At 56.8% G+C, this 24193-nt stretch carries 26 protein-coding genes; 18 read left to right on the top strand and 8 right to left on the bottom strand.

What is annotated here, in order from left to right:
• The first annotated feature begins 22 nt into the window (after positions 1 to 22).
• From EOW68_RS04145 to EOW68_RS04135, 3 genes are read left to right on the top strand one after another with little or no spacing between them, the layout of a single operon-like run.
• Positions 23 to 2305, top strand: coding sequence for a PrkA family serine protein kinase (locus EOW68_RS04145; protein WP_128223925.1), 2283 nt, complete (start codon positions 23 to 25; stop codon positions 2303 to 2305).
• Between the two features lie 10 nt (positions 2306 to 2315).
• Positions 2316 to 3632 carry a YeaH/YhbH family protein gene (locus tag EOW68_RS04140; protein WP_128223924.1) on the top strand — a complete coding sequence of 439 codons (1317 nt, stop codon included), beginning with the start codon at positions 2316 to 2318 and terminating at the stop codon, positions 3630 to 3632.
• A complete protein-coding gene (locus EOW68_RS04135; protein ID WP_431358735.1) occupies positions 3629 to 5644 on the top strand; it encodes a SpoVR family protein in 2016 nt (671 codons plus the stop codon). Before EOW68_RS04140 ends, EOW68_RS04135 begins: the two co-directional genes overlap by 4 nt.
• Here EOW68_RS04135 and EOW68_RS04130 read toward each other — a convergent pair whose 3' ends face one another.
• Together EOW68_RS04130 and EOW68_RS04125 are read right to left on the bottom strand one after the other, a co-directional pair.
• The gene (locus EOW68_RS04130) at positions 5645 to 6430 is read right to left on the bottom strand and encodes an ABC transporter permease subunit (protein WP_128223923.1); all 786 of its coding nucleotides are present in this window, start codon (positions 6428 to 6430) and stop codon (positions 5645 to 5647) included.
• Positions 6423 to 7355, bottom strand: coding sequence for an ABC transporter ATP-binding protein (locus EOW68_RS04125; protein WP_128223922.1), 933 nt, complete (start codon positions 7353 to 7355; stop codon positions 6423 to 6425). Before EOW68_RS04125 ends, EOW68_RS04130 begins: the two co-directional genes overlap by 8 nt.
• Before the next feature lie 73 nt (positions 7356 to 7428).
• Here EOW68_RS04125 and EOW68_RS04120 point away from each other — a divergent pair, with 73 nt between their 5' ends.
• The 8 genes from EOW68_RS04120 to EOW68_RS04085 all read left to right on the top strand — a co-directional run bounded on the left by EOW68_RS04120 (position 7429) and on the right by EOW68_RS04085 (position 11298).
• On the top strand, positions 7429 to 7812 hold the full coding sequence (locus tag EOW68_RS04120; RefSeq protein WP_128223921.1) for a secondary thiamine-phosphate synthase enzyme YjbQ: 384 nt from the start codon (positions 7429 to 7431) through the stop codon (positions 7810 to 7812).
• Between the two features lie 117 nt (positions 7813 to 7929).
• The gene (locus EOW68_RS04115; protein ID WP_128223920.1) at positions 7930 to 8211 is read left to right on the top strand and encodes a 50S ribosomal protein L44e; all 282 of its coding nucleotides are present in this window, start codon (positions 7930 to 7932) and stop codon (positions 8209 to 8211) included.
• 2 nt (positions 8212 to 8213) lie between these two features.
• Entirely contained in the window at positions 8214 to 8387 is a 174-nt protein-coding gene (locus EOW68_RS04110; RefSeq protein WP_128223919.1) for a 30S ribosomal protein S27e, read from the top strand.
• Positions 8384 to 9184 carry a translation initiation factor IF-2 subunit alpha gene (locus EOW68_RS04105; RefSeq protein ID WP_128223918.1) on the top strand — a complete coding sequence of 267 codons (801 nt, stop codon included), beginning with the start codon at positions 8384 to 8386 and terminating at the stop codon, positions 9182 to 9184. Before EOW68_RS04110 ends, EOW68_RS04105 begins: the two co-directional genes overlap by 4 nt.
• Position 9185: 1 nt before the next feature.
• Positions 9186 to 9368, top strand: coding sequence for an RNA-protein complex protein Nop10 (locus EOW68_RS04100; protein WP_128223917.1), 183 nt, complete (start codon positions 9186 to 9188; stop codon positions 9366 to 9368).
• A gap of 3 nt (positions 9369 to 9371) precedes the next feature.
• Positions 9372 to 10124: a proteasome assembly chaperone family protein gene (locus tag EOW68_RS04095; RefSeq protein ID WP_128223916.1), complete on the top strand. Its 753-nt coding sequence runs from the start codon at positions 9372 to 9374 to the stop codon at positions 10122 to 10124.
• 47 nt (positions 10125 to 10171) lie between these two features.
• Positions 10172 to 10594, top strand: a complete 423-nt coding sequence (trxA, locus tag EOW68_RS04090; RefSeq protein WP_128223915.1) for a thioredoxin — start codon at positions 10172 to 10174, stop codon at positions 10592 to 10594.
• On the top strand, positions 10594 to 11298 hold the full coding sequence (locus tag EOW68_RS04085; protein WP_128223914.1) for a sugar phosphate nucleotidyltransferase: 705 nt from the start codon (positions 10594 to 10596) through the stop codon (positions 11296 to 11298). The genes trxA and EOW68_RS04085 overlap by 1 nt, the downstream gene beginning before the upstream one ends.
• 29 nt (positions 11299 to 11327) lie before the next feature.
• Here EOW68_RS04085 and EOW68_RS18450 read toward each other — a convergent pair whose 3' ends face one another.
• The gene (locus EOW68_RS18450; protein ID WP_431358734.1) at positions 11328 to 11456 is read right to left on the bottom strand and encodes a DUF8595 family protein; all 129 of its coding nucleotides are present in this window, start codon (positions 11454 to 11456) and stop codon (positions 11328 to 11330) included.
• Positions 11457 to 11658: 202 nt separating this feature from the next.
• Between EOW68_RS18450 and EOW68_RS04080 the strand changes: the two genes are divergently transcribed.
• The 4 genes from EOW68_RS04080 to EOW68_RS04065 all read left to right on the top strand — a co-directional run bounded on the left by EOW68_RS04080 (position 11659) and on the right by EOW68_RS04065 (position 15693).
• A complete protein-coding gene (locus tag EOW68_RS04080; protein ID WP_128223913.1) occupies positions 11659 to 12834 on the top strand; it encodes an NAD-dependent epimerase/dehydratase family protein in 1176 nt (391 codons plus the stop codon).
• Positions 12827 to 13789, top strand: a complete 963-nt coding sequence (locus EOW68_RS04075; protein ID WP_128223912.1) for an NAD-dependent epimerase/dehydratase family protein — start codon at positions 12827 to 12829, stop codon at positions 13787 to 13789. Before EOW68_RS04080 ends, EOW68_RS04075 begins: the two co-directional genes overlap by 8 nt.
• Positions 13786 to 14781, top strand: a complete 996-nt coding sequence (locus EOW68_RS04070) for an NAD-dependent epimerase/dehydratase family protein (RefSeq protein WP_128223911.1) — start codon at positions 13786 to 13788, stop codon at positions 14779 to 14781. Before EOW68_RS04075 ends, EOW68_RS04070 begins: the two co-directional genes overlap by 4 nt.
• Before the next feature lie 69 nt (positions 14782 to 14850).
• Positions 14851 to 15693: a TrmB family transcriptional regulator gene (locus tag EOW68_RS04065; RefSeq protein WP_128223910.1), complete on the top strand. Its 843-nt coding sequence runs from the start codon at positions 14851 to 14853 to the stop codon at positions 15691 to 15693.
• Positions 15694 to 15719: 26 nt separating this feature from the next.
• Here EOW68_RS04065 and EOW68_RS04060 read toward each other — a convergent pair whose 3' ends face one another.
• Both EOW68_RS04060 and EOW68_RS04055 read right to left on the bottom strand, forming a co-directional pair.
• Positions 15720 to 17129, bottom strand: a complete 1410-nt coding sequence (locus tag EOW68_RS04060; protein ID WP_128223909.1) for an oligosaccharide flippase family protein — start codon at positions 17127 to 17129, stop codon at positions 15720 to 15722.
• A 4-nt stretch (positions 17130 to 17133) separates the two neighbouring features.
• Positions 17134 to 18483 carry a sulfatase gene (locus tag EOW68_RS04055; RefSeq protein WP_128223908.1) on the bottom strand — a complete coding sequence of 450 codons (1350 nt, stop codon included), beginning with the start codon at positions 18481 to 18483 and terminating at the stop codon, positions 17134 to 17136.
• Positions 18484 to 18651: 168 nt separating this feature from the next.
• Here EOW68_RS04055 and EOW68_RS04050 point away from each other — a divergent pair, with 168 nt between their 5' ends.
• From EOW68_RS04050 to EOW68_RS04040, 3 genes are all read left to right on the top strand, one after another.
• Positions 18652 to 19704 (top strand): glycosyltransferase family protein, encoded by a 1053-nt coding sequence (locus tag EOW68_RS04050; RefSeq protein ID WP_128223907.1) that lies wholly within the window; start codon positions 18652 to 18654, stop codon positions 19702 to 19704.
• Between the two features lie 81 nt (positions 19705 to 19785).
• On the top strand, positions 19786 to 20334 hold the full coding sequence (locus EOW68_RS04045) for a hypothetical protein (RefSeq protein WP_128223906.1): 549 nt from the start codon (positions 19786 to 19788) through the stop codon (positions 20332 to 20334).
• Between the two features lies 1 nt (position 20335).
• Entirely contained in the window at positions 20336 to 20695 is a 360-nt protein-coding gene (locus EOW68_RS04040) for a hypothetical protein (RefSeq protein ID WP_128223905.1), read from the top strand.
• A gap of 21 nt (positions 20696 to 20716) precedes the next feature.
• Here EOW68_RS04040 and EOW68_RS04035 read toward each other — a convergent pair whose 3' ends face one another.
• The 3 genes from EOW68_RS04035 to EOW68_RS04025 are packed head-to-tail and all read right to left on the bottom strand — an operon-like array spanning position 20717 to position 24191.
• Positions 20717 to 21823, bottom strand: a complete 1107-nt coding sequence (locus tag EOW68_RS04035) for a glycosyltransferase (protein ID WP_128223904.1) — start codon at positions 21821 to 21823, stop codon at positions 20717 to 20719.
• Between the two features lie 3 nt (positions 21824 to 21826).
• The gene (locus tag EOW68_RS04030) at positions 21827 to 23092 is read right to left on the bottom strand and encodes a sulfatase-like hydrolase/transferase (RefSeq protein WP_128223903.1); all 1266 of its coding nucleotides are present in this window, start codon (positions 23090 to 23092) and stop codon (positions 21827 to 21829) included.
• A 40-nt stretch (positions 23093 to 23132) separates the two neighbouring features.
• Positions 23133 to 24191, bottom strand: coding sequence for a lipid II:glycine glycyltransferase FemX (locus tag EOW68_RS04025; RefSeq protein WP_128223902.1), 1059 nt, complete (start codon positions 24189 to 24191; stop codon positions 23133 to 23135).
• Positions 24192 to 24193: the final 2 nt, after the last annotated feature.

Genomic DNA, 24193 nt, shown 5'->3' with positions numbered 1-24193 from the left:
ATAGCCGAGGCCGAACCAACGCATGAGCGGAAACGATTACATCAAGTCGGCCGATCGCACCCTCGATCAGACGTATCAGGAGCCGATGAGCCTCGGGGAGTACGTCGAGTATCTCCTCTCGAACCCGAATCAGGCCGCCCACGCGCCGAAGTATCTGCTCAACGCGATCGAACACGCCGGCACGCGGACGGTCATCGAAGAGGGCGAGGAGAAGGAGCGATACCGCTTCTTCGACGATCCGTGGAACGACGGCGAACATGCGATCCTCGGCAACACCGAGGTGCTCAACCACTTCGTCGACGATCTGCGCTCGATCGCGGCCGGGCGAGGCAAGGAAGAGAAGATTCTCTGGCTCGACGGCCCGACAGCGACCGGTAAATCCGAGCTCAAGCGCTGTCTGATCAACGGACTTCGGGAGTACTCGAAGACCGACGAAGGTCGCCGATACACGATGGAGTGGAACGTTGCAGGCGTGAGCGATGGGTCGGCGATGACCTACGGCGGCCAGACGGTCAGCGACGAGGACGACTGGTACGAGAGCCCCGTCCAGTCACACCCACTGACGGTGTTCCCGGACGAGGTGCGGGCAGACCTGCTCGCGGAACTCAACGAACGACTCGACGATCACATCCCGGTGCGGATCGAGAGCGAGATGGATCCGTTCTGCCGGGAGGCCTACGACTATCTCGAAGAGGAGTACCGTCGTGAAGGGATCGCTGACCTCTTCTCCGCGGTGACGAGCCAGAAGCATCTCCGGATCAAGAACTTCGTCGTCGACGTCGGCCGCGGTATCGGTGTCCTCCACTCGGAAGACGAGGGCTCGCCCAAAGAACGTCTCGTGGGGTCGTGGATGGCCGGCATGCTGCGCGAACTCGACTCACGCGGGCGAAAAAATCCGCAGGCGTTTTCCTACGACGGTGTGCTCTCACAGGGCAACGGGCTCGTGACCATCGTCGAGGACGCAGCCCAGCACGCCGACCTGCTCCAGAAACTGCTGAACGTCCCCGACGAGGGCCACGTCAAACTGGACAAGGGGATCGGGATGGATGTCGATACGCAGCTGATCATCATCTCGAACCCGGATCTGGAGGATCAGCTGAACCAGCACACCGAGCGAAACGGTGCCGATCCGCTGAAAGCGCTGAAACGCCGGCTGGACAAACGACAGTTCACCTATCTGACGAACCTCTCGCTGGAGGCAGAACTGCTGCGCCGTGAGCTGACCGACCAGACGACCGTCTGGGACGCGAACAGCTGGGATCAGCTCGAAGAGTGGATCCGCGAGCCGCTGTCGATCAGCGTCCGGGACAGTTCGGGGACCGTCACCGAGCGCGAACTCGCACCCCACGCGCTCGAAGGGGCGGCGCTATACGCCGTCGTCTCCCGGCTCGACGTCTCCGATCTGCCGGAGAACCGCACACTGACCGACAAAGCACTACTCTTCGACCGCGGCTACCTGCAGGAGGGCGACGAGCGGATCGACATCGACGAGTTCGATTTCAGAGACAACGCGGCGGACGGCGAACACGGCATCCCGGTGACACACACCAGGGATACGATTGCAGATCTCCTCCACGAGTCGTCAGAGCGCTTCGACGAGGAGCTGCCCGTCGAGCGGGTGATCATGCCCCGTGATGTCATCAACGCGATGGCCGAACGGCTCGGCGACGCGCCGATGTTCTCGAACACCGAGGCCGCAGAGTTCGAGGAGCGCGTCGCGTCGGTGAAAAACTACATCTTCAACCAGCAGGAGGAGGACGTGCTGGACGCGATGATGCGGGAGAAACGCGTCGACGAACGGACTGTCGAGGAGTACGTCGAACACGTCTACGCCTGGTCGGAAGGCCAGAAGATCGAAAACGAGCGCGGCGAACGCGAGGAGCCGGATCTCCTCCGGATGAAGGTCTTCGAGATCGAGCATCTCGGCCGGTTCAACGAGGCCGACTACAAGGGTGACAAACCCCACGAGGAGGTCCGGACGTTCCGCAAGGAGAAGATCATCACGGCGCTGAACCGCCACGCCTGGCGCCACCGTGACGACGAGTTCCGGGTCGGCGACGTCAACCCGAAGGAGATCCCCGTCATCAAGTCGGTGCTGGGCACCCACGACTGGGAGGATATCAAGCGGACCTTCGAGGACTTCGACCCGCGGCAGTGGGACAACCCGCCGGAGGGCACCGAGACGGCCCAGCTCAAAGCCGAGACGATCCGGAATATGCAGGAGCTGTTCGAGTACAGCGAGGCGTCGGCGGAGCTGACGAGCCGCCACGTCATGAGCCAGGTGAGCTACAAGTGGAACAACTGAGGCACAACAGATGGGACTAAAAGACGACATCGAACGGTACAAGCAGGTCGGCGAGAACCGCCGACAGGATCTCGCGGAGTTCATCCAGTACGGTGATCTGGGGCGCAGCAGGCGCGACTCCGTCCAGATCCCGATCAAGATCATCGACCTGCCCGAGTTCGCCTACGATCAGCGGGATATGGGCGGCGTCGGCCAGGGCGAAGATGGTACCCCCCAGCCCGGGGATCCAGTCGGTGAGCCCCAGCCGGACGACGACGGCGAGGATGGCGACCCCGGAGAAGAGGGCGGCGAACACGAGTACTACGAGATGGACCCAGAGGAGTTCGCCGAAGAACTCGACGAACGGCTCGGGCTCGATCTCGATCCGAAGGGCAAGCGCGTCATCGAAGAGAAAGAGGGTGACTTCACCGATATCACCCGGACCGGCCCCACGGGCACACTCGATTTCGAGCGGCTGTTCAAACAGGGGCTCAAGCGCAAGCTGGCGATGGATTTCGACCGCGACTACATCCGTGCGGCCCTGCAGATCGACGGCTGGGGGCCGGCGAAAGTCTTCGAGTGGGCACGCACTGAAGAGAACGTCCCCGTCTCGAAAGCGTGGGTCGAAAACGAGTACGAGGAGATGCCACGCGAGGAACGGGGCATCTACGCAGACCTCGAAGCGATGCAAAGCGAGGTCGAAAAGACAGATACGGCCCAGCGCATCCGCCGGGAAGGGATCGACCAGATCCCCTACCGGCGCGAAGACGAACGGTACCGCTACCCCGAGATCATCGAAGAACGCGAGAAGAACGTCGTCGTGGTCAACATCCGGGACGTGTCGGGCAGTATGCGCCAGAAGAAACGCGAACTCGTCGAGCGGACGTTCACCCCCCTCGACTGGTATCTGCAGGGCAAGTACGACAACGCCGAGTTCGTCTACATCGCCCACGACGCGGACGCCTGGGAGGTCGAACGCGACGAGTTCTTCGGCATCCGCTCGGGCGGCGGGACGCGCATCTCCAGCGCGTACGAAATCGCTAAAGAGCGACTCGACGAGGAGTACCCCTGGAGCGACTGGAACCGCTACGTGTTCGCGGCCGGTGACTCCGAGAACTCCTCGAACGACACCGAGGACAGGGTCATTCCGCTGATGGAGGAGATCGACGCGAACCTCCACGCATACGTCGAAACCCAGCCCTCGGGCAACGCGATCAACGCGACACACGCCGAGGAGGTCCAGCAGTACTTCAAAGACAGCGACAACGTCGCCGTCGCGTACGTCACCAGTCCCGAGGACGTGACGGATGCGATCTACGACATCCTCAGCACGGAGGAAGAGCAATGAGCGACTCAGAGACACCAATCACCGCACCCGAGGACGTCCAGATGCAACGCGAGGCAGAGCGACTCGAAGAGCCAGTCAGGGAGGCCGCAGCCCTCGCGACGAAGCTAGGACTGGAGCCGTACCCGGTCAACTACTGGATCGTCGACTACGACGAGATGAACGAACTGATCGCCTACGGCGGCTTCCAGCAGCGATATCCGCACTGGCGGTGGGGCATGCAGTACGACCGCCAGCAGAAACAGGGCCAGTTCCTCGGCGGGAAGGCCTTCGAGATCGTCAACAACGACAACCCGGCACACGCCTTCCTGCAGATCTCGAACAGCCTCGCCGACCAGAAGGCCGTCATCACACACGTCGAGGCCCACTCGGATTTCTTCTCGAACAACGAGTGGTTCGGCATGTTCAGCAAGGATCCCGACGCTGCCGCACGACTCGCCCGTCACGGCGAGACGATCCGCGAGTACATGCAGGATCCGGAGATCGAGCGCGCAGAGGTCGAGAAGTGGATCGACCACATCCTCTGTCTGGAGGACAACATCGACCAGCACCAGCCCTTCCAGCCCCTCTCGGGTGACGAGGAGGTGCCCGAGGTCGATCCGGAGGAGGTCGTCGATCAGCTCGGCGATCTGGAACTCTCGGAGGAGGTCCGCCAGCAGGTCTTCGACGAGGAGTGGCTCGAAGCCCAGCGCGAGGACGAAGATACCACTAGCTTCCCGGCCGAGCCGGAACACGACATCCTCGCCTTCCTCAGACAGCACGGAATGCGATACGATCCCGACGCCGGGAAAGCCCAAGAGATGGAAGACTGGCAAAAGGAGATCCTCGAAATCCTGCGTGCAGAGGCGTACTACTTCGCCCCGCAGAAGATGACGAAGGTGATGAACGAGGGCTGGGCCTCCTACTGGGAGTCGCTGATGATGGCCGACGAGAACTTTGCGGCTGCCGACGAGTTCGTCACCTACGCGGATCACATGTCGAAAGTACTCGGCTCCGGCGGGCTCAACCCCTACAGTCTGGGCCTGCAGCTCTGGAAGTTCGTCGAGAACACGGCGAACCGGCGTCACGTCGTCGAGGAGCTGCTCTGTGTCGACGGCATCACCTGGCGGAACTTCCACGACACGCTGGATTTCCAGCACGTCCTCGAACTGCTGGAACCGGCCGATCTCGTTTCGTCAGTCGATCCAGAGAACCTCGACTCGATCGATCCGGACGATCCACGGATCGATGCCGAGGCCCTCGAAGCCGCACAGAACGGTGAGATCGACCTGGAGAAGTACCCCTGGAAGATCTTCACCTACGAGGGGATGGCAGAACGCCACTACTCGCTGACGAAGCCAGCCAACCTCGGCTTCCTCAACCGCATCTCGATGGAAGAACTCGAACGCATCTCGCGGTACATGTTCGACGACAGTAAGTACGACTCCATCGAGGAGGCCCTGTCGGAGATCGACTACACCGTGGGCTGGGACCGGATGCGCGAGATCCGGGAGAGTCACAACGACGTGACCTTCCTCGACGAGTTCCTCACCCAGGAGTTCGTCGACGAGCACAACTACTTCACTTACGAGTACATGCAGTCCTCGGGTGATTACCGCGCCACGTCGACGGACTACCGCGACGTGAAAAAGAAGCTCATGCTGCAGTTCACCAACTTCGGGAAGCCGACGATCGTCGTCTCCGATGGCAACTACCGAAATCGGAACGAACTCCTGCTCGAACACCAGTACAACGGCGTCGCGCTGGATCTCGAACAGGCGAAAAACACCCTCGAACGGGTGTTCGAACTCTGGGGTCGCCCGGTCGCGCTCCGGACTATCGAGAAGCGGTACGACGAACACGATATCGAGGTCGCCCGACGACGCGACAGCGAACCCGAACCCGAGGAGACAGGGCTCGAAATCCGCTTCGACGGCCGGGAGTTCACCGAACACGACGTCGAGTGGTCGAAGGTCTCCCACCTGGCGGCGACCGATATCGACTACGACACTAAACCGGAAGAGTGGCTGGCCTAATCACAGATCTTTCCGGCGGAACCAGGCTCCGCTCGCCAGCAGGAGCCCAGCCGTCAGCCCGATCAAGATCCCTGCCCCGATGACGTCCCAGCTACTATCGAGGAGTACCGCGTTCGGATCGTAGTATCGCATCGGTGCGATTGCACCGACCGCCTCGTACGCTGTGCCCGTGAGTACCGACTCGGAAAGAAAGAGCGCGAAGGTAACGCCAAGTGCGACTCGCTGTGCGACACTGACCCGGTCGAAGAGGACAGAGGCGAGAATACCGATGCCCGCACAGGCAAACAGGTATGGAATAGAAAGCAGGTGGACAGCGACGACATCTGCCACCGAGATCGGTTCGTCGATCAGCCGGGCACCGACGATCACGACTGGCGGAACGACGACGTTCACTAGTCCGATCGGCAAGAGGAGGGCGGCGAACTTCTCGCCGAGGAGTCGAGCACGAGAGACGGGCATCGCGAGCAGCGCGTCCATTCGCCCGCGGTCGATATCCTCCGCGATGATGCTGGCTGCGCTGTAGGCGAAATACAGCCCGAGCAAGATCACCCAGCCGAAGACGTACAGTTCGAAGGCGAGAAAGCCTTCCAGCGAACCGATCGTCCGGATATCGAACAGCTGGACCAGTTCCGGCGGGTACGCCTCGAGCAGTTCGTCACCCTCGAAGGTATCGCCGAAAGAGGGATACACCCAGATCATCATCGTGGTCAGCAGGCTCATCCCCACCGTGAGATACACACTCCCCTTGAGCCGTTTGCGGAGATCGTAGCTGAAAAACTCAAGCATCGCTCTCTCCTCCGTAAAACTGCATAAAGACGTCTTCTAGCGGTGCTTCCTCGATCGAGCAGTCGAGTAGATCCTGCTCCGGGAGTGTTCGAACGAGTTCGTTGATATCGCCGGTGAATGTGAAGGCGCATTCGGTGAATCCGTCGTCCGACCCTGCAGCCCCAGACTCCGTGCCACCTGGCGAACTCGTTTCGAGATCCGAGATGCCGTCGATCGCCAGCAGGTCGTCCGGAATCGGCGTTCGGCTGCTCAGCCGAACCGTCTTGCCGCTTTTCATCAGCAACGTCTCGATCGGTTCGACGGTCACGAGCCTGCCCTGCCGGATGATCCCGACGCGGTCACAGAGCCGGCGAACCTCGCTCAGGATGTGCGACGAGAAGAAGATCGTGACGCCGCTGTCGCGCTCGCTGCGGAGGAACTCGGCGAAGCGCTGTTTCATCAGCGGGTCGAGGCCGCTGGTCGGTTCGTCGAGGATCACCAGCTCGGGATCGTGCATAAACGTCGTCACGAGGCCGAGTTTCTGGACGTTCCCGCGGGAGTACTCACGGATCGTCCGATCCAGCGGCGGATCGAACAACTCCAGCAGTTCGTCGCTCCGGGAGTCTCCCTTGACTGAGGCGTGGAGATCGAGTATCTCGGTCCCGGTCGCCTGCTCGTCGAAGCCGGGTTCGTCCGAAAGGTAGCCAATCTCGCGCTTGGCTTCGATCAGCGCCTTCTCATCGCGGATGTCGTGGCCGAGTACCCGTGCGGTTCCCGACGTGGGTTTGATAAATCCCAGCAGCATCCGGATCGTCGTGGTCTTGCCCGCACCGTTGGGGCCCAGATAGCCGAAAATTTCGCCATCCTCGACTCTGAGTTCCAGACTGTCGTTCGCGAGGACCGAGCCGTAATCCTTGCTGAGTCCGTCGATCTCGATTGCGGCCATACTGTCCATTCTCCGCCCTCCGACTTTGGTGTGGGGGCGAGGGATTCTTTGTACTGACTGCTAAACTACACGTATGGAGACGTTCGACGTTTCGACATCCGAGCGGCTGTCCGTGTTCGATATCACCGACCGCGTCGAGGAACAGATTCCGACAGACGCGACTGGCACCGTGACGGTGTTCGTCCAGCATACGACAGCGGGCATCACAGTCAACGAGGCGGAATCACGGCTCCTCTCCGATTTCGAGAGCGCACTCGACGAACTGGTTGCGGATTCGGGGTGGCAACACGATCAGATCGACGACAACGCGGATTCACACATTCGGTCGCTCCTGGTCGGCCCCGGGACGACGATTCCAGTCGTCGATGGATCACTGCAACTCGGTACCTGGCAGTCGGTCCTCTTCGTCGAGTGTGACGGACCGCGCGAGCGAACCGTGCAGGTCGTCTTCGAGTAAGGAGACTGCCTGTCTGCTCCACGCCAACGGGACACAGACCCAGACAGGGGCCGCTGTGACGGCGAAAACGAGGGGATTTTAAGCACTGATGTCGAAATCACCGCAAGGTCGATATCTATGGAGATGCCACGACGGATGAATACGTACTGTCCGCACTGTAACGAACACCACGAGCACGAGGTCGAGAAGGTTCGAACCGGTCGCTCGTCGGGAATGAAAAAGGTCAACGACCGCCAGCGAGAGCGCCAGTCGGGAATCGGGAACGACGGGAAGTTCTCCAAGGTGCCCGGTGGCGACAAGCCGACCAAGAAAACACAGCTCAGCTACCGCTGCAGCGAGTGTGGCAAAGCACACCAGCGCGAGGGCTGGCGAGCTGGCCGACTCATCTTCCAGGAATAACGATGGCAGGAAGCTTCTACCGCGTCGAATGTCCGGACTGTGAGAACGAACAGATCGTCTTCGGGAAAGCCGCGACCACGGTCAACTGCGCTGTCTGCGGGCACCAGCTCGCACAGCCGACCGGTGGCGAGGCGATTCTCGAGGGTGAGGTCACCGAAACTGTCGAGGCCCGATGAAATTTAGCGGCTGGCCCGAACCCGGCGAACTCGTCGTCGGCCGCGTCGACGAGATCGAGGATTTCGGTGTCTTCGTCGATCTCCTCGAATACGAGGACAAACGCGGCCTCTGTCACATCAGCGAGGTCGCCTCCGGGTGGATCAAGAACGTTCGCGATCACGTCAACACCGACCAGCGCGTCGTCGCCAAGGTGCTCGACGTCGACAAGAGCGCCCAGCAGATCGATCTCTCGCTGAAAGACGTCAACGATCACCAGCGCAAGGACAAGATCCAGGAGTGGAAAAACGAGCAGAAGGCCGACAACTGGATGGAGATCGCCTTCGGCGAGGACATCGAAGACGACGACTATACGGAGATCGCAAACGCCTTGCTCTCGAAGTTCGGCTCGCTGTACGACGGGTTCGAGGAGGCGGCGATTCACGGCCACGAGGGTCTCGAAAACGTCGATCTCTCCGAGGAACGCATCGACGCACTGGTCGAGACTGCCCGCAAGAACGTCTCCGTTCCGTACGTGACTGTCACGGGCTACGTCGATCTGGAGTCACCAGAACCAGATGGCGTCGACGTCATCAAGGAAGCACTCCAGGCCGCCGAGGGGAACGGCGAGATTCCAGAGGAGATATCGCTGAAGGTCACCTACGTCGGCTCGCCGGAGTACCGCATCGAGGTGCAGGCGCCGAACTACAAGACTGCAGAGGATCATCTCGAAGCGAGCGCCCAGCGCGCGACGGAGCAGATCGCCGAAGACGGCGGGAGCGGCGAGTTCCACCGCGAACGGCGCTCCGACGACGAGTAGGATGAAATCCGATATTCACGTCTGTTCGGCGTGGAGAGCGAACCACGACAGGCCGGTGTATACGCTCGGGACGGAGTGTCCGGCGTGTGGCAATCCGGCGGTCAACAGCGCTCCTGCGCCCTTTTCTCCCGACGATCCCTACGGCGAGTATCGACGCGCTCTTAAGCGGCGCAACCGCTCTTAGGGTATGGACGAGTTCGAAATCGAGCAGCTCGAAGAGCCGGAGCTACAGGAGCCAGTGTTCGTCGAGGGTCTGCCGGGTGTCGGTCACGTCGGGAAACTCGTTGCGGAGCATCTCGTCGAAGAACTGGAGAGCGAACTGGTCAGCCGCATCTACTCGACGCATCTCCCACCACAGGTCAGTGTCGAAGATGGAGTGACCCAGCTTGCGAGCATCGAGATACACGCCGTCGAGGCCGAGGACGTGGACCTTCTCGTGTTGACGGGGAATCACCAGGCCCAGGACACTGTCGGCCACTACGGGCTGACTGACGCCGTTCTCGACGTCGCAGACGAGTTCGGTGCCGAACGGATCTTCGCACTCGGTGGCGTCCCGACCGGCGAACTCATCGAAGAGTACGACGTGATCGGTGCCATCAACGACGAGAGCCAGCGAGAGGGGCTCGAGGAGGCTGGCGTCGAGTTCCGTGAGGACGAGCCCGCCGGCGGCATCGTCGGCGTCAGCGGTCTGCTGCTCGGTCTCGGGGGGCGTCGGGACTTGCCCGCAGCCTGCCTGATGGGTGAGACGAGCGGCTACCTCGTCGATCCGAAAAGCGCACAGGCTGTGCTGGAGATTCTGCAGGACACTCTCGGCTTCGAGGTCGATTTCAGCTCACTGGAGGACCGCGCCGACGAGATGGAGGATGTCGTCCGGAAGATTCAGGAGATGGAGCAGGGCACGCCGACGCCGTCGGACGAAGATCTGCGCTACATCGGCTGACGCCCGTTTCCGAAACGTTCGTCATTCTGCGACTTCTACTTTCGGTCATGTCCGACAGTGACGAGCGCGAACGCATCCGGGAGCAGAAACGCAAGGAACTGATCGAGGAACACAGCGACGAGACTGTCGGGGGAGACGAGGGGACTGGCACGCCGACGGAGCCAGTCGAAATCGAGAGTCAGGCCCACTTCGAGGAACTCACCAGCGAACACGAGCTGGTGCTCGTCGACTGCTACGCCGACTGGTGTGGCCCATGTAAGATGATGGAGCCGACGATCGAATCCCTCGCCGCCGAAACTGACGCGCTCGTGGTGAAAGTCGATGTGGATGCACACCAGGGTCTGGCACAGCAACTCGGCGCCCGGAGTATTCCGACGTTGCTCGTGTTTTCCGATGGTGAGCCAGTCGAGCGTGTCGTCGGCGCGCAGGATCGCTCGACACTCGAAGGGTTGCTCCAGCAGGCCAGCTGATGAAGGGCGTCGTTCCGGCTGCTGGCGAGGGCACGCGGATGCGTCCGCTGACAGAAGAGAAGCCGAAGGGGTTAGTCGAGGTGGCTGGCAAGCCACTGCTGACATACGTCTTCGAGACGTTGGTAGATCTGGACGTGACTGAGCTTGTCGTGATAACCGGCTACAGGGGCGAGCAGATCCGCGAGTACTACGGTGAGCAATTCGCGGGCGTTCCGGTTACTTATGAGCGACAGGAGACGCGGGACGGGCTTGCGCGTGCGCTGTTGCAGGTCGAACCGCACATCGATGAGGACTTTCTCTGGCTACACGGGGACAACGTACTCCGTGCGAATACCGACGCTGTCGTCGAGAGGCACCAAGAGACTGATGCAGCCGTGACGACACTGACAGAAGAGGTTTCGCAGGACCTCGCCGGCAAAGGCGCAGTCTTCGAGTTCGAGGACGGTGAAGTGGCGGGTGTCGTCGAGAAGCCGGCTGAGCCACCGTCGCGAACCGTTCCCCGGGGCTTCTACGCGTTCTCCCGAGAGATATTCCCAGCCTGCCGACTCGTTACGCCGAACGAGACAGGGGAGTACGAACTGACCGACGCGATCGAGTTGCTCCTCCTGGCCGACCGACGGATCGAGACGGTCCAGCTAGATGGCTGGTGTTGCAACGTGAACACACCTACCGAGCTTGATCGAATCGAGACACCTCTTGGCTAATTCCGATCTCTACACATTGAATAGCCAGTTTAGTCTGCCGAACGCTGCTCGGACAGATACTCCCAGATCCCAGTACAGCCACAGCCGTCGTCCAAGTCTGAAAAGTGTGACTCTGCGTCTCGCGTCTCCTGCTCTGGTGCCTCCTCACTCTGTTCCATAGTTACTCATTTTCTGAGTAACTTTGTATCCTATTAAATGTTACTGCCGATTCGCGGGGTCGGCTGTACGAACCGCAGTACCGATCTTGTTGTATGCACGGCTGCTGGCGAGGGTGATCGGACTGGTCCACGACGGATTCCTCTCCTGATCTCGCAGTAATAAGAAGACTTTTACCCATACTTACTCATAATTTGAGTAACTATGTCCATACTGATCACAGGTGGCGACGGATACCTCGGCTGGCCAACGGCACTGCGGGTTGCAGATCGAACAGACGAACGCGTCGTTCTCGTCGATAACTTCGGTCGACGGGAGTGGGTCGAGTCGGTCGGATCGACGAGTGCAGTGCCGGTCAAGGAGATGAACGAGCGAATCGAGGCGGCCGAGGAGGTCCACGGGCTCTCGAATCTCTCTTTCGTCGAGGGAGATCTCACAGATAGAGCGACAGTCGATCAGATTCTGTCGGTCCACGAGCCGTCAACAGTGGTACACACGGCGGCCCAGCCGTCAGCACCGTACTCCCAGATCAACGGTGAGCGGGCGAATTTCACCCAGCACAACAACATGCAGGCGACGCGGAACCTTCTGTGGGGACTGCACGAGAACGACCTCGGTGATACACACTTCGTCGAGACGACGACAACGGGTGTCTACGGAGCGCCGGAGTTCCCGATCCCCGAAGGGGGCGCAGTGATGGAGAACCAGGGCGAGCGTGACGACGTTCCGTTCCCGGCGATGGCGGGCAGCTGGTATCACATGACGAAAAGTCACGACGCAGCCAACATGCGCCTCGCGCACGACCAGTTCGATATCCCGATTTCGGACGTCCGGACCGCGATCACGTACGGTACCGGAACCGAGGAAACTGCAGCCGATCCACGACTGGCAACCCGGTTCGACTTCGATTACTACTTCGGCGTTGTTGCTCACCGCTTCTGTGCGCAGGCTGTGGCTGGCTATCCGATGACTGTCTACGGCAAGGGCGAACAGCGCAAACCGTTCATCGCACTTGAAGACGCTGTCGAGGGACTCGCGAACCTGGCGCTGATCGATCCCGACGAACGATCTGACGAGTACGCGGTCTACAATCAGGTAACCCGCCCGATTAGCATTGTCGAGGTTGCAGAGACGATTGCAGACGTGTCCGAGGAGTTCGACCTCGACGTCGCAGTGGAACACTTCGAGAACCCACGCGACGAGGACGAAACGCACAAGATGGAGATCGAAAACGAGCGGTATGCCGACCTGATCGGAGGGCAGTCAGTTACCTTCGAGGAGGGGGTTCGCGATATTCTCGGCACGCTCGTCGAACACGACGAAACGATTACCGCCCACGAAGATCGCTTCCTGCCTGGTGTGCTGACTGACGATGAGTGAGACGAACGTCCTCGTCACCGGCGGCTGCGGGTACATCGGGAGCGCCCTCGTTCCACAGCTCCTCGACGATAGCCGGGTCAACGACGTCGTCGTCTTCGACTCGCTTACCTCTGGCTCTCCTGCGAACCTTGCCGGCTCGGTCGGCTCGGGCCTGAGTTTCCGGCGCGGTGATATCAGAGAGTACGGTGACGTCGAGAGCGCGATCCGCGGTGTCGATACGGTGATCCATCTCGCAGCGATCACGGGTGCCGCGAGTACGCACGATCGGCGTGACGAGACTTTCGCGGTCAACCGTGACGGGACGGAAAACGTCCTGACTGCTGCAGGCAAATTCGACGTCGAGAACGTCGTCCTCGCGTCCTCGTGTAACAACTATGGTAGGGCGGCCACGACCGACATCGACGAGGAGACGGCCCAGAATCCACTCAACCCCTACGCGGAGTCGAAGGTCGCCGCCGAGGAGCTGCTCGAAACGGCGATGGATCGATACGGTATCGACGGAACTGCACTCCGCATGAGTACGAACTACGGCTGGTCACCCGGCATTCGGTTCAATCTGGTGGTGAATCATTTCGTCTTCCGAGCGCTGACGGATCGGCCACTCACAGTCTATGGGGACGGCAGCAACTGGCGTCCGTTCATCCACGTCGAAGACGCTGCACGGGCCTACGCCCACGCAGCACTCGAACCCGACGCCTGGTCCCGGATGGTCTACAACGTCGGCGGCGGTGCAGAAAACTACCGCATTTCGGAGATCGCGGAGATTGTTCGCGAGGAGCTGGACCGCGATCTGGATATCACGTATCTCGAAGACGAACATCCGGGCCCCTCCTATCACGTGAACTTCGATCGACTCTCGGAGACTGGCTTCGATCTCGACTGGGATCTCCGTGACGGGGTGCGCGATCTGGCAGAGCGCATGCGTCAGCCCGCGACGGAGGTGTCCGCAGCATGACCAGGGATACCGGCCGTGAGATCGAGGCCGAACCGACAGTCGCAGTGACTGGTGCTGCCGGCTACATCGGGAGCCGTGTTATCGATCAGTTGCAGTCGGTTTACCCAGAGTGGAACCTGATCGCACTCGACAATCAGTACCGCGGTCAGGTCGACTCCGTCGGTGGACTCGAAATTGCCCACGTCGATATCCGGGATCGTGCCAGACTCACAGATGCACTCGACGGCGCTGATATCGTCTTCCATCTGGCGGCGGTCAGCGGTGTCGACGACTGTGAGGAGAATGCAGATCTCGCCTACGAGGTCAACGTTACAGGAACGAACAACGTCGCCTGGTTCTGTCGGAAGACCGGTGCTGCACTCGCCTTCCCGTTCAGTATGGCCGTCATCGGCGATCCGGGGACGTTCCCGATCACTGCTGACCTCCCACGGGATCCGCTGAACTGGTACGGCCGCACGAAACTGCTCGGAGAGCGGGCGATCGAGAGCTTCGCTGACGGTGCCTTCCCGGCACACCTGTTCATGAAATCGAATCTCTACGGTGATCACGTTCTCGACGGTACTGTCGTGACGAAGCCGACGGTGATCAACTTCTTCGTCAGCAGGGCGGTCGCCGGCGAGCCTCTGACGGTGTACGAGCCTGGCACACAGTCGCGAAACTTCGTTCACGTCAAAGACGTTGCCCGTGTCTATCTCGACAGTGCCGAAAAACTACTGGCCGATCTGCGGGCCGGGAAGACCGGTTCGACTGCCTACGAGGTGGCCAGCGACGAGGACCCCTCGGTGATGTCCGTCGCCGAGACGGTTGCCAGACTCGCCGACGAGGAGCTTGGTATCGATCCCGAGGTAAAATTGGTTGAAAACCCGCGTGCTGGTGAGACAATGGTCGAGGAGTTTGCTGTCGATACCTCCAGAACCCACGATGAGTTGGGCTGGGAGCCAACTCACACGGTCGAGGAGTCGATTCGAGAACTACTCCGACGCCAGAAATAGACTCCAGATGTATCTTCCGTCACTGCTGAAGACTGGTTTTTACAACGGCCGCTCACAAAGAGGGTACTGATGGACGCGCCGACAGATCCCGACGACCTCCTCCAGCGGCTCGATCTCACGGAGTACCAGCGGACAGCACTCGCATTTCTGTTCGAGTCAGGGCGGACGACTGCACCCGATATCTCCGATGGGACTGGCATTCCCCAGGCCCGGATCTACGGCGTGCTGGACTCGCTGGCTAATCTCGGATTTATCAAGGTCATTCCTGGCCGCCCGAAGAAGTACCAGCCCAAGTCACCGGAGCAGGTCCTAAAGCGTGCGATGGAGAACCGCCGCCAGGAGTACGAAGACTATCGATCAGATGTGGCCGAACTCCGTGAGTCGTTTATTGATACCTTCGGGCCCATGTACGAGCGGGCTGACGAGGATCTGACGCCGACTGCTGAACTGTTCCACGTCGTCGACGTTGGGGAACCCAGCGAGACGGAAACGCGACGGCTGTATCACGACGCGAATACAGCGGTGTACGTTATTACAAACAGCTTCGCGTACTTTGGGGACGTCGAGCCAGCGGTGGCAGATGCGCTGGATCGAGGTGTGGAGATTTCGGTGTTGTTCCTCGATCCGACGCATCTTCCCGCCGAGAAGGCCGCAGTACAGGAAGCGGTCGTAGAGCGACTGTCGGATGAGTATCCGTCGATCGAATTTCGGTTCAGTGAGGAAGTACTGCCGTGGCGTGGGACGTTTGTCGATCCCAGCATGGACTACGACTCCGGTGAGGCGATTTTTTTAGTGGAGGAACCTGAGGTTCCGGATCACAAACGGAAGGCAGCGTTGACCGGGAACGGGTCGTTCGTGGCCGGGATGAAGCGGTATTTTGATCTGGTGTGGGAGTTCGATTCCTCTTTATGAACCTCAGCTCTACTTTACCAGCAGAATTACTCAAGTGTAATATTGGAACGAACTGTAGATTTGAATTCCGAGGAAACGGTTGCTAACACTCCAAAATAAATCCCCGCGCCAACAGGGATCAATAACAAACTGGAAATCATACTCATACTATATGCCAGGTACTCTACCCCGATATAGACAACTGCTCCCATAACGAGTGCCGAAAACAGCTGCTTACTTATTTCGGCCGATGGGAATCTAAACTCTAGTAAGCGGATCAGGGAAATGTAACCGAGCACACAACCCACCGCTGCCGAAACCACTGTTGCTACAGCGGCACCGATCCATCCGTACAAGTAGACGAAAACGAAGTTGAGCGAGATATTCGTAATGACGAATATTCCATTAATTTTGAAACTCACATCTGGCCTGTTGACAGCATCAATGATGTTTACGAACTGATTCTTGTAGGTTGAGATCAATCGCGCGAGTATTAGAATCACTAATATTAGTGATCCTTGTCGGAACTCTTGACCATACACCGACAGGATCACATCGCCGAGGACGAATCCCCCTACTAGACCCGGTATGAGAAACAGGCCTGCGTAACTCACGCCGGTCTGAGCGAGTTCTGTAACCTCTTCGGAATCTTCAGAACTGAGGTTGCTTATTTCAGGAAACAATGTCTGGCTAATAGAGACACCGAAGATGGCGAGGACGGAAGCCAAGTTCCACGCAATCTCGTAGATCCCGATCAGGCTGGAACTAACGAATAAGCCGAGAATGATTGTGTCCATCGACGCGAGGGTGCGATTGCTGAAGTTTCCTAGCCACGAAAACTTGGCATACGACCACAGAGAGACGAAGTACTTTTTTTTCGGGTATTTAAGCCGAGCGGATATAAAGTAGATGCCGACGGTTGCCGACACTATGCTGGCAACGACGTATCCGATAAACATACCCAGCAGGTTGAAACCCAACATAACCAGAGCAATCTGAGCTACCGAGCGTGATATTCTGTCGAGAGGATCGAGTATACCGGAGATATGTACCAGGCGCTCTCCGACTAGAACAGACGTTACGAAGGAGAAAAACGACCCCGCGAACAGGAGAGCCAGCAGAACGTCCACTCTCCCGAACCCTGTATAGTCCTGAACGTGGTTTTGAAACGCCAGGATTAGAGAGGAAACAATCACCAGACTGACAACCTGCAGAACCAGCCCAGCGGTGAAGAATTCGTCTCCGTCGTCAGTTTCGCTGATACGCTTCATCACAGACCTAGATATCCCCATCGTAGAGAACAACTTTAGCCACGTCAGGACGGCAATCACCAGGAAGTAGGTTCCGAGTATGTCTGCGCCGAGAACCCGCGCAAAATAGATTGTGGCGACGAATCCCGCGAGGGTCGACCCGATTTTGGATATAAAGTGGATAAAGGAAGTTTGGCCGAGTTTCATGTGGTCAGAACTTGTAACCGAGTTTCTCCAAACGGTCCTCGACAACCTCGTCCATCTCCACCTCGTCGATATCCATCGAGGTTCCGGTAACGATCTCCCGGTGATCCTCTATTGTCGACCGTATTTCGGATAGAGCGGGCGGATTACTTGGAACAATATTTTCGTTCTCTTCCGGGTCGTCCGCGAGAGCATAAAGCTCCTCTTCTCCTTGTCTGTTAATGTATTTCCATTCTTTGTCGCGGTAGAAGAATCTATCAGGTTCCCCTTCAGAACCACCCCAATCACCGATAACGTGGTCGCGGTCCCAGTTTCCGCCTTCGACCAACTTTCGGAGACTGGCGCCGTAGAAATTATCAGGGATGTTGCAGCCGGCGTAGTCAGCTACAGTCGGCGAGATGTCGATCAGACCCACCATCTCGTCGTACTCGCCAGACCCCTCGGCGTCGATTATTAGAGGGATATGGATTCCCTCATCGTGGACGGTATTGTGGCTGTACTGTCCGTGCTCGTAGAACTCCTCGCCGTGGTCTGAAGTTATCAACACGACGGCATCCTCACCCCATGACTCCTTCACCTCGTCAACGAGACGTCCGATTTCGTGGTCGGTAAACCGTATCTCGGCGTCGTAAAGGTCGATTAGCTCCTGCCGTTCTTCGGGGGTGACGTCGTCGGGAGACTCGAGCATCTTCCTCCTGAGCTTGATCGACCGTCTGTTGCTTATCGGTGAGTCCCGGAACTCGAGCTGGTACTCCTCCGGCGGCACGTACGGGTGATGGACGTCCATGTAGTGTGTCCAGAGGAACCGGTCCTCGGAATCCACCTCGTTCACCCATTCGATCGATAAATCAGTGATCTCGTCCGCCTTCACGTAGGTGGAGCCGACGTTGACACCTGCATTTTTTTCCGTAGCGTCGTAGAGATTCTGCAAAATTTTGTAGAGAAAGCTATCCTGGTCGAGGTTCGTCTTGACGAACTGTCTGAGCTTCGCTGTGAAACCGGGGTCTGTCTTGGAGTCGTAGAACGTATCGAAGCCGCGCTGATACCCGAAGTCGGCACAGAGGAACAGATTTGAGTGGAAACCAGCGGTGGCGTAACCCTCCCGCTTCAGTACCTCTGAAATGAGTGTCCGCCCCTGTGTAATCCTTTCGTAGCCACCGTACATGTTGGTGTACGACGAGGTGAGGATCGTGGGAAAAGAAGCTCGCGTCATCCCCGCATGTGAGAAAGCATTTGTAAACCGGTGAGACTCCTCTGCCAGTTGGTCTATATTTGGTGAAGTCTCTCTTTTGTGACTATAGCATCCTATATGATCGGAACGTAATGAGTCGACAGTAATTAAGACGACATCAGCCATTATATGTCCTCACCGTATCTGAGGTATTACAAGTTTCGATAGGTCTACTGCCACCCAAACAGCCCCGCCTGCTACTGGCGGGAAAGACAACGTTTTCCAGTCGGGACAAGAACAGACAATCACGTCATGAATCGAGTGTTAATGATTTCTAATAACCGCACACGCAAGATGGGGGGTGGACCAGAGAAAGAGGCGAACAAAGAACTCCTACGTGAGCGTGGCTGGGAAGTCGAAATAGGATATGTTTCCAATCCGTCGATTCCTGGGGTTCTAAAAGAAGTACCTAAGCTGACTCGTCGGCTGCGTTCGGATGATATCGACGTGATGGTAACTCACTGTAGCCCGCCCGAATTACACGCTATTGGTTACATTTTGAAGAAAATTACTGGAGAGCCATGGTTGGCAGAGTTCCGTGATCCTCTTGTAACAACACCAGATGTGGAACCCGGTTCATTTTCACAGTTCCAGCGACGCATGTTGGAAAAAAGAGTTGTCCGCTCGGCAGATCAGATAGCTTGGTGGGAAAACATACAAATGGAAGAAGACTACTTCACGACTATATATCCAGAGATACCGAAGTCAAGTTTCTATAAAATACCGTATCTCGGAGTTGGGGGCGTTGATTTTGACAAGTTCAACAGGGTTAATGCCGAACCGTATAACGAGTTTACGATCACGTACGCAGGCTCCTTCTACGAGGGCTGGATAGAGCCGTACAAGTTCTTGGAAGGTCTGAGCGAGTTCGTGAACCGCCACGGTAGTAAGGGTATACAGGCGAGGTTCTACGGTGATTGGAACAACGAATACCAGCAAAAAGTAAGTAAAGAAAATTTAGAGGATGTAGTAACTACGTATGACCCAGTACCGCACGACGAGATCATCCAAGTTTTGAAGAAGTCTCACCTGCTTCTGTATGTCGGCGGCGATGATACTCGCAACGAGCGTAATATTTCTTTGAAGATGGCGGACTACGTCGCTGCTGAATCACCTATACTAGGTGTAATTGACCCGTCCTTCCGTGCCGGGGAGTTTATTCAGAATGAGAATATCGGAATCTCCGCTCATCCGAAAAGGGCAGATTCGATAGCGGACGCGATTAAGACAGTTTATACGGGTAATTTCGAGTACGACCCGGCAGACAGTCTCAAAGGCAGGTTCGACAGCAGGGGAGCTATGGACGAGTACGCAAATATACTTAACGCGATTTTGAAAAGTAAATAATATATAAGTCAGATATTAGTTAGTCCCGGACCGACCAAGCGTAAGTCAAATCACATCTGGAAATGTACAGACGGGTATAATATGGATATTCTGTATCCGCTCAGGGAACTACACAAGCACTACAGTCAGCCTATGTGGTGGAGAAACCGTATCGCACAAAGGGTAATCGGCCCCATTCAGAACAGATGGTACGAATCAGAGTTAGGGGTGATCAACGAAGATTGGGATACACTCATCCTGCTCGATGGCTGTCGTGAGGACTTGTTCCGAGAGGTAGTGGACATCTCCCGATTCAATAGCTATGAAACACGTACGAGCGCGGGGAGTGCTACCAACGGATGGACAAATAAAAACTTCGCTGGACAGGCTCTTACGGACACGGTCTATGTGACAGGAAACCCTGTGGTCCCACGCCAGGTCCAAACGGCATTTCACGCTTTTATCGAGGTATGGCGAGATGGGTTTGACGAGACCTACGGTACAGTACCTCCAGAACCGGTGACGGAGGCCGCAATAGAAGCACGGAAGGAGTATCCAAACAAACGTCTGATAGTTCATTACCTTCAACCACATTATCCTTTTAATTGGGTATCCAGAGTTACGCTACACGATCTTCAGAGGAACCGATGAAATGGAAGTAGAGTCTGCCAAGACTGGAGCCAGCGATATATGGGATGCTCTGGGAAAAGGGCCCGTCGACAGAGAAACCGTATGGAGAGCATATGCTGAAAATCTCAAGTTAGTCATGGAAAGTGCCGAGGAGCTTATTGGAGCTGAAGAGGGAAAGACGGTAGTAACCTCAGATCATGGGAATCTTCTCGGTGAACGCGTATCACCTCTGCGTGTACGGCTCTACGGGCATCCACCGTACATACACCACCCTGACCTCCGGAAGGTTCCGTGGGCAGTCACAGGTGAATCAGATGATCCAGATGAACGCCGAATTGACGCAGATGTGGAAGATCAGTTACGCAGTCTGGGGTACACCTAATTAACGGTAAGATATCGTAATTCACCAGAATGGATCCTCGTACGAAGATACAGAATCGAGAACCCGTGCTAACACGTCCATCTTGTGTGCCCTGCTGAACTCGTCGAAGATCTCTTTGTCAGACGTGTAGTCAAACTCACCCGAAAGTATCGCCTTGATCGCGTCTGCTATGCCTTCCGTATCGTCGGGATGGACCGCGATACCAAAGTTGTTCTCTTTGATCAGTCGGGCGACACGGAACGACGGGTCTACAACGGCGAGTATCGGCGTCTTCGCACCCATATAGTCCCATATTTTCGACGGAATGCTGAGACGGTTCTCCGGGTCGTCGCCGCCGACGTAGACGACGAGATCGGAGCCTTTGAGAACCGGTATGATTTCATCGTGTGGTACGAAGTCGTGGGTTTCGACGAAGCCAGTGAGTTCGAGGTCTTCGACTTTCTCCTGATACTCCTCGTTCCAGTCGCCGTAGAACTGTAGGGTTAGTTCGTTCTCTTCCGGTTCGTTCTTCTCTACGTACTCCGAGAAGCCTTCGAGGAGCGCGTACGGTTCTATCCAGCCATCGTAGAAAGAACCGGCGTACGTGATGGTGAGAGCGTCGTATGTTTCTGTCGGCGCAGACTCGAATTTTTGTGACTCAAAGCCAAGAAAAGGGAGTTTATAGAATTTCTCTGATGATACATCTGGATACTTGTTTTCGAGATGCTCATCTTCCATCTGAATTCCGTCACCCCAGACGACCTGATCGGCGCTCCGAACTGCCAGACTCTCAACCCACGCTGCTACTTTCGTGAGGAACGCATTGGGATCACGGTCTGGGTTGTCGACCATCGGATCGCGGAACTCAACGAGCCACGGAAGATGCAGAAGACGACTTACGACGTAACCTATTAATTGGAGATTGAAGGGATTGCTAACCGAGTTTACTACATCAACGTCGTGCTTTAGCCCGATATACAGACACTTTAGAATCGCGTAAGGAAACAGTGGAAGATACGGTTCGGGAACACGTCCGACTACTACCTCCCATCCACGATCCTGTAGCATCCGTTTACGGGTGGTGAACTTCTCTGATCGCCCACCTTTATTTCCAAGCCCAACGTTAGAAATAAGTAGGACTTTTTTCATCCATTAAAGATATCCGAGATCCTCAAGACGGTCCTTCGTCGCTTGGTTAACTTCATCAGCGGTCACGTACATCTGTTCGTCATTGTCAAGTATAGTTTCTAAGTCGTCGAAGTACTCTTGGGCCACCTCACCCTCGTCGTGAAGTAAGTTGCGCTCTTCGCCGGGGTCCTGTGCAATATGGTAAAGTTCAACAGGTTCGAGTTCGCCGTTCGCCGTGCAGATGAGCTTCCACTCGTTGGAGCGTAGACAGACAAGTGAGTCGAGATCGTTCCAGCCAAAGTCGTACTGTTTGTTCATTTTGTGTGTCAGCTTGTTCTCTTTCGTTAATTGTCCGTGGTACGTCTCGGAGTAGGCGAATTCCGGGTGTTCATTGTCGAGCAATGTCATGCCGTCTGTCTCAGGAACGTCTATGTCGAGCGCATCAAGGAGTGTCGGAACTATGTCTATGCTACGTACCTGCTCGTGTACCGTCTCGTCAGGGAAGGGGTCACCGCTGAAGACGAGAGGTACCCGTATTATGTTTTCGTACAATTCGACACCACGAACTTGCGATCCGACACGGTTACCTTCGCTGTCATAGACCCAAGGATAGCCGTGCTCGCCAGGCATCTTGGAGCCGTGGTCTCCAGTTACGACCGAAATATCGATATCGACGAGCTCGTGTAAGTTTTCGAGTTGTCTGGCAACGAAGTCCGCTTCCTCACGGTATCTACGCTGGTAACGTCCTATGTACTGTTCGACGTTCTTGTAGACGTGGTTCTCGTCGAAGTCAGGTTCGTCGCGTTTGCCGAACTCCGAGCGTAGCGTCAGGTGTAGGTCGAACAAGTGTATGAATACGAAGTTGTTCTCGCCCTCGTGGTCGTCGAGCCAGTTTACCGCACGGTTCACGAGAAGGTTTGCGGGTCCGAACTCATCGCCGCGACCTTCCATACGATCTTCCATCGGTGTTATGTGGTAGAATTCGTCGAACGCATCGGGTATATTTCCCGTTGGAAGCGGGTATCCGCCGGTAAATCCCACGGTGTTGAATCCCTCTTCAGAGAGAATTTCTGGCAGAAGCGTTGCATCCGTCTCGTAGTCGATGAGCCAACGGACGTCATGGTTGAACGGGTTGAGTCCGGAAAGCATCGAGGTATGCGACGGACTTGTAAAAGCAGCTTGCGTGATACAGGTGTCGTAATGGCTACCCGACGTCTTCAGGCTATCGTAGAATCGATGATCAAACGTATCATGGCGTAAACAATCCACTGAAGCCAATACAATGTTCATAGAAGTAAGGGAGGTCGTCGTACGGTTATACTTTTGTGGTTTAATTGCTCTGCTCTACACGGTACTCGGGGAAGTATTCCCCGTCGGTATTGATACCCGCTCTCTGAGCCTCATCCGTCAGATCGCTATAGACCTCGGGCATATGTACTGACCTACCGAGGTATAGCTTTGCACGGTCGGGTGAAAACGACTTCTTGAAGTTGAAGACACCGGGGCGACCTCCTTGGAAATCAAATACTTTCCTTCCGGTGTTACGCATATGCATCAGAGCTTCGTAGCAAATTAGATTGTTCACACGCATATCCCAGTAATCGGGATCGGAAGCACGGAGGTAGTCGTGTGCTACCTCTTCGTTGTGTACTACCATTGCACCCCCAACAACCTCGTCGTGGTACGTGGCAACGAGAAGTGTCGACAGGTTTGTTTCTAGCATATCAAGAAAAAAACGGTAGTCGAAACGGTAGTGATCGGTGGCGTCCTTCGCGTCCATTGCGTTGGTATAAATATCGTAGAAGGCTTCGTAGTCCTCATGATCTTCGGTCGGTTCAACTTCGATTTCCGTCTCCTGTGCCTGTCGGATGGCGTTCCTGTTCCGCTTCTCGAATTCCTTCCAGAGTGTTTCCTTAGCCTTGGTCAGATCAACAAAAACAGTCTTCCTGTTAAATTCAGGTCCGAGGCAATCGAACCGCTCATGATTACCCTCATTAGGGTCAAAGCGGACGAACTCGGCGACGATGTTCTCTGACCGGCAGTGTTCATTGAACTCCTCGGTAAAAGCTTCGCAGAGTTCACTATCGTCTCTCGACGTAAACGGTCCGCCGTAGTACCACGATGAGACTATGTCATCGTACTCCGAAAGGTTGGTTTCGGCTTCGCTAGCGAACGGAACGGATTCGAGCGAACGGCGTATGTACGGATAGTAGACCAAATCATCACCGTTGATGAGAACGAAGGCTTCGGCGCGTTCGTCGTCGTGTTCGAAGTCTCCCTCAAGTATCCGGAGATAGTCTGGTTGGTGATATGGGCCAGGCCTTCCAACACTTTCGTAGTACCTCCACCACTTTTCAGTATCTTCGGGGGTTAGATGTATGACCTCCATTT

Origin of the sequence: Halovenus amylolytica, assembly GCA_004015825.1 — an archaeon.
Lineage (GTDB): Archaea > Halobacteriota > Halobacteria > Halobacteriales > Haloarculaceae > Halovenus > Halovenus amylolytica.
This window is presented reverse-complemented; position numbering and strand designations above follow the sequence as displayed.

Coding starts and splice junctions, on each gene's coding strand:
- EOW68_RS04145 (WP_128223925.1), top strand. CDS start 23: ATGAGCGGAAACGATTACATCAAGTCGGCCGATCGCACCCTCGATCAG.
- EOW68_RS04140 (WP_128223924.1), top strand. CDS start 2,316: ATGGGACTAAAAGACGACATCGAACGGTACAAGCAGGTCGGCGAGAAC.
- EOW68_RS04135 (WP_431358735.1), top strand. CDS start 3,629: ATGAGCGACTCAGAGACACCAATCACCGCACCCGAGGACGTCCAGATG.
- EOW68_RS04130 (WP_128223923.1), bottom strand. CDS start 6,430: ATGCTTGAGTTTTTCAGCTACGATCTCCGCAAACGGCTCAAGGGGAGT.
- EOW68_RS04125 (WP_128223922.1), bottom strand. CDS start 7,355: ATGGCCGCAATCGAGATCGACGGACTCAGCAAGGATTACGGCTCGGTC.
- EOW68_RS04120 (WP_128223921.1), top strand. CDS start 7,429: ATGGAGACGTTCGACGTTTCGACATCCGAGCGGCTGTCCGTGTTCGAT.
- EOW68_RS04115 (WP_128223920.1), top strand. CDS start 7,930: ATGGAGATGCCACGACGGATGAATACGTACTGTCCGCACTGTAACGAA.
- EOW68_RS04110 (WP_128223919.1), top strand. CDS start 8,214: ATGGCAGGAAGCTTCTACCGCGTCGAATGTCCGGACTGTGAGAACGAA.
- EOW68_RS04105 (WP_128223918.1), top strand. CDS start 8,384: ATGAAATTTAGCGGCTGGCCCGAACCCGGCGAACTCGTCGTCGGCCGC.
- EOW68_RS04100 (WP_128223917.1), top strand. CDS start 9,186: ATGAAATCCGATATTCACGTCTGTTCGGCGTGGAGAGCGAACCACGAC.
- EOW68_RS04095 (WP_128223916.1), top strand. CDS start 9,372: ATGGACGAGTTCGAAATCGAGCAGCTCGAAGAGCCGGAGCTACAGGAG.
- trxA (WP_128223915.1), top strand. CDS start 10,172: ATGTCCGACAGTGACGAGCGCGAACGCATCCGGGAGCAGAAACGCAAG.
- EOW68_RS04085 (WP_128223914.1), top strand. CDS start 10,594: ATGAAGGGCGTCGTTCCGGCTGCTGGCGAGGGCACGCGGATGCGTCCG.
- EOW68_RS18450 (WP_431358734.1), bottom strand. CDS start 11,456: ATGGAACAGAGTGAGGAGGCACCAGAGCAGGAGACGCGAGACGCAGAG.
- EOW68_RS04080 (WP_128223913.1), top strand. CDS start 11,659: ATGTCCATACTGATCACAGGTGGCGACGGATACCTCGGCTGGCCAACG.
- EOW68_RS04075 (WP_128223912.1), top strand. CDS start 12,827: ATGAGTGAGACGAACGTCCTCGTCACCGGCGGCTGCGGGTACATCGGG.
- EOW68_RS04070 (WP_128223911.1), top strand. CDS start 13,786: ATGACCAGGGATACCGGCCGTGAGATCGAGGCCGAACCGACAGTCGCA.
- EOW68_RS04065 (WP_128223910.1), top strand. CDS start 14,851: ATGGACGCGCCGACAGATCCCGACGACCTCCTCCAGCGGCTCGATCTC.
- EOW68_RS04060 (WP_128223909.1), bottom strand. CDS start 17,129: ATGAAACTCGGCCAAACTTCCTTTATCCACTTTATATCCAAAATCGGG.
- EOW68_RS04055 (WP_128223908.1), bottom strand. CDS start 18,483: ATGGCTGATGTCGTCTTAATTACTGTCGACTCATTACGTTCCGATCAT.
- EOW68_RS04050 (WP_128223907.1), top strand. CDS start 18,652: ATGGGGGGTGGACCAGAGAAAGAGGCGAACAAAGAACTCCTACGTGAG.
- EOW68_RS04045 (WP_128223906.1), top strand. CDS start 19,786: ATGGATATTCTGTATCCGCTCAGGGAACTACACAAGCACTACAGTCAG.
- EOW68_RS04040 (WP_128223905.1), top strand. CDS start 20,336: ATGGAAGTAGAGTCTGCCAAGACTGGAGCCAGCGATATATGGGATGCT.
- EOW68_RS04035 (WP_128223904.1), bottom strand. CDS start 21,823: ATGAAAAAAGTCCTACTTATTTCTAACGTTGGGCTTGGAAATAAAGGT.
- EOW68_RS04030 (WP_128223903.1), bottom strand. CDS start 23,092: ATGAACATTGTATTGGCTTCAGTGGATTGTTTACGCCATGATACGTTT.
- EOW68_RS04025 (WP_128223902.1), bottom strand. CDS start 24,191: ATGGAGGTCATACATCTAACCCCCGAAGATACTGAAAAGTGGTGGAGG.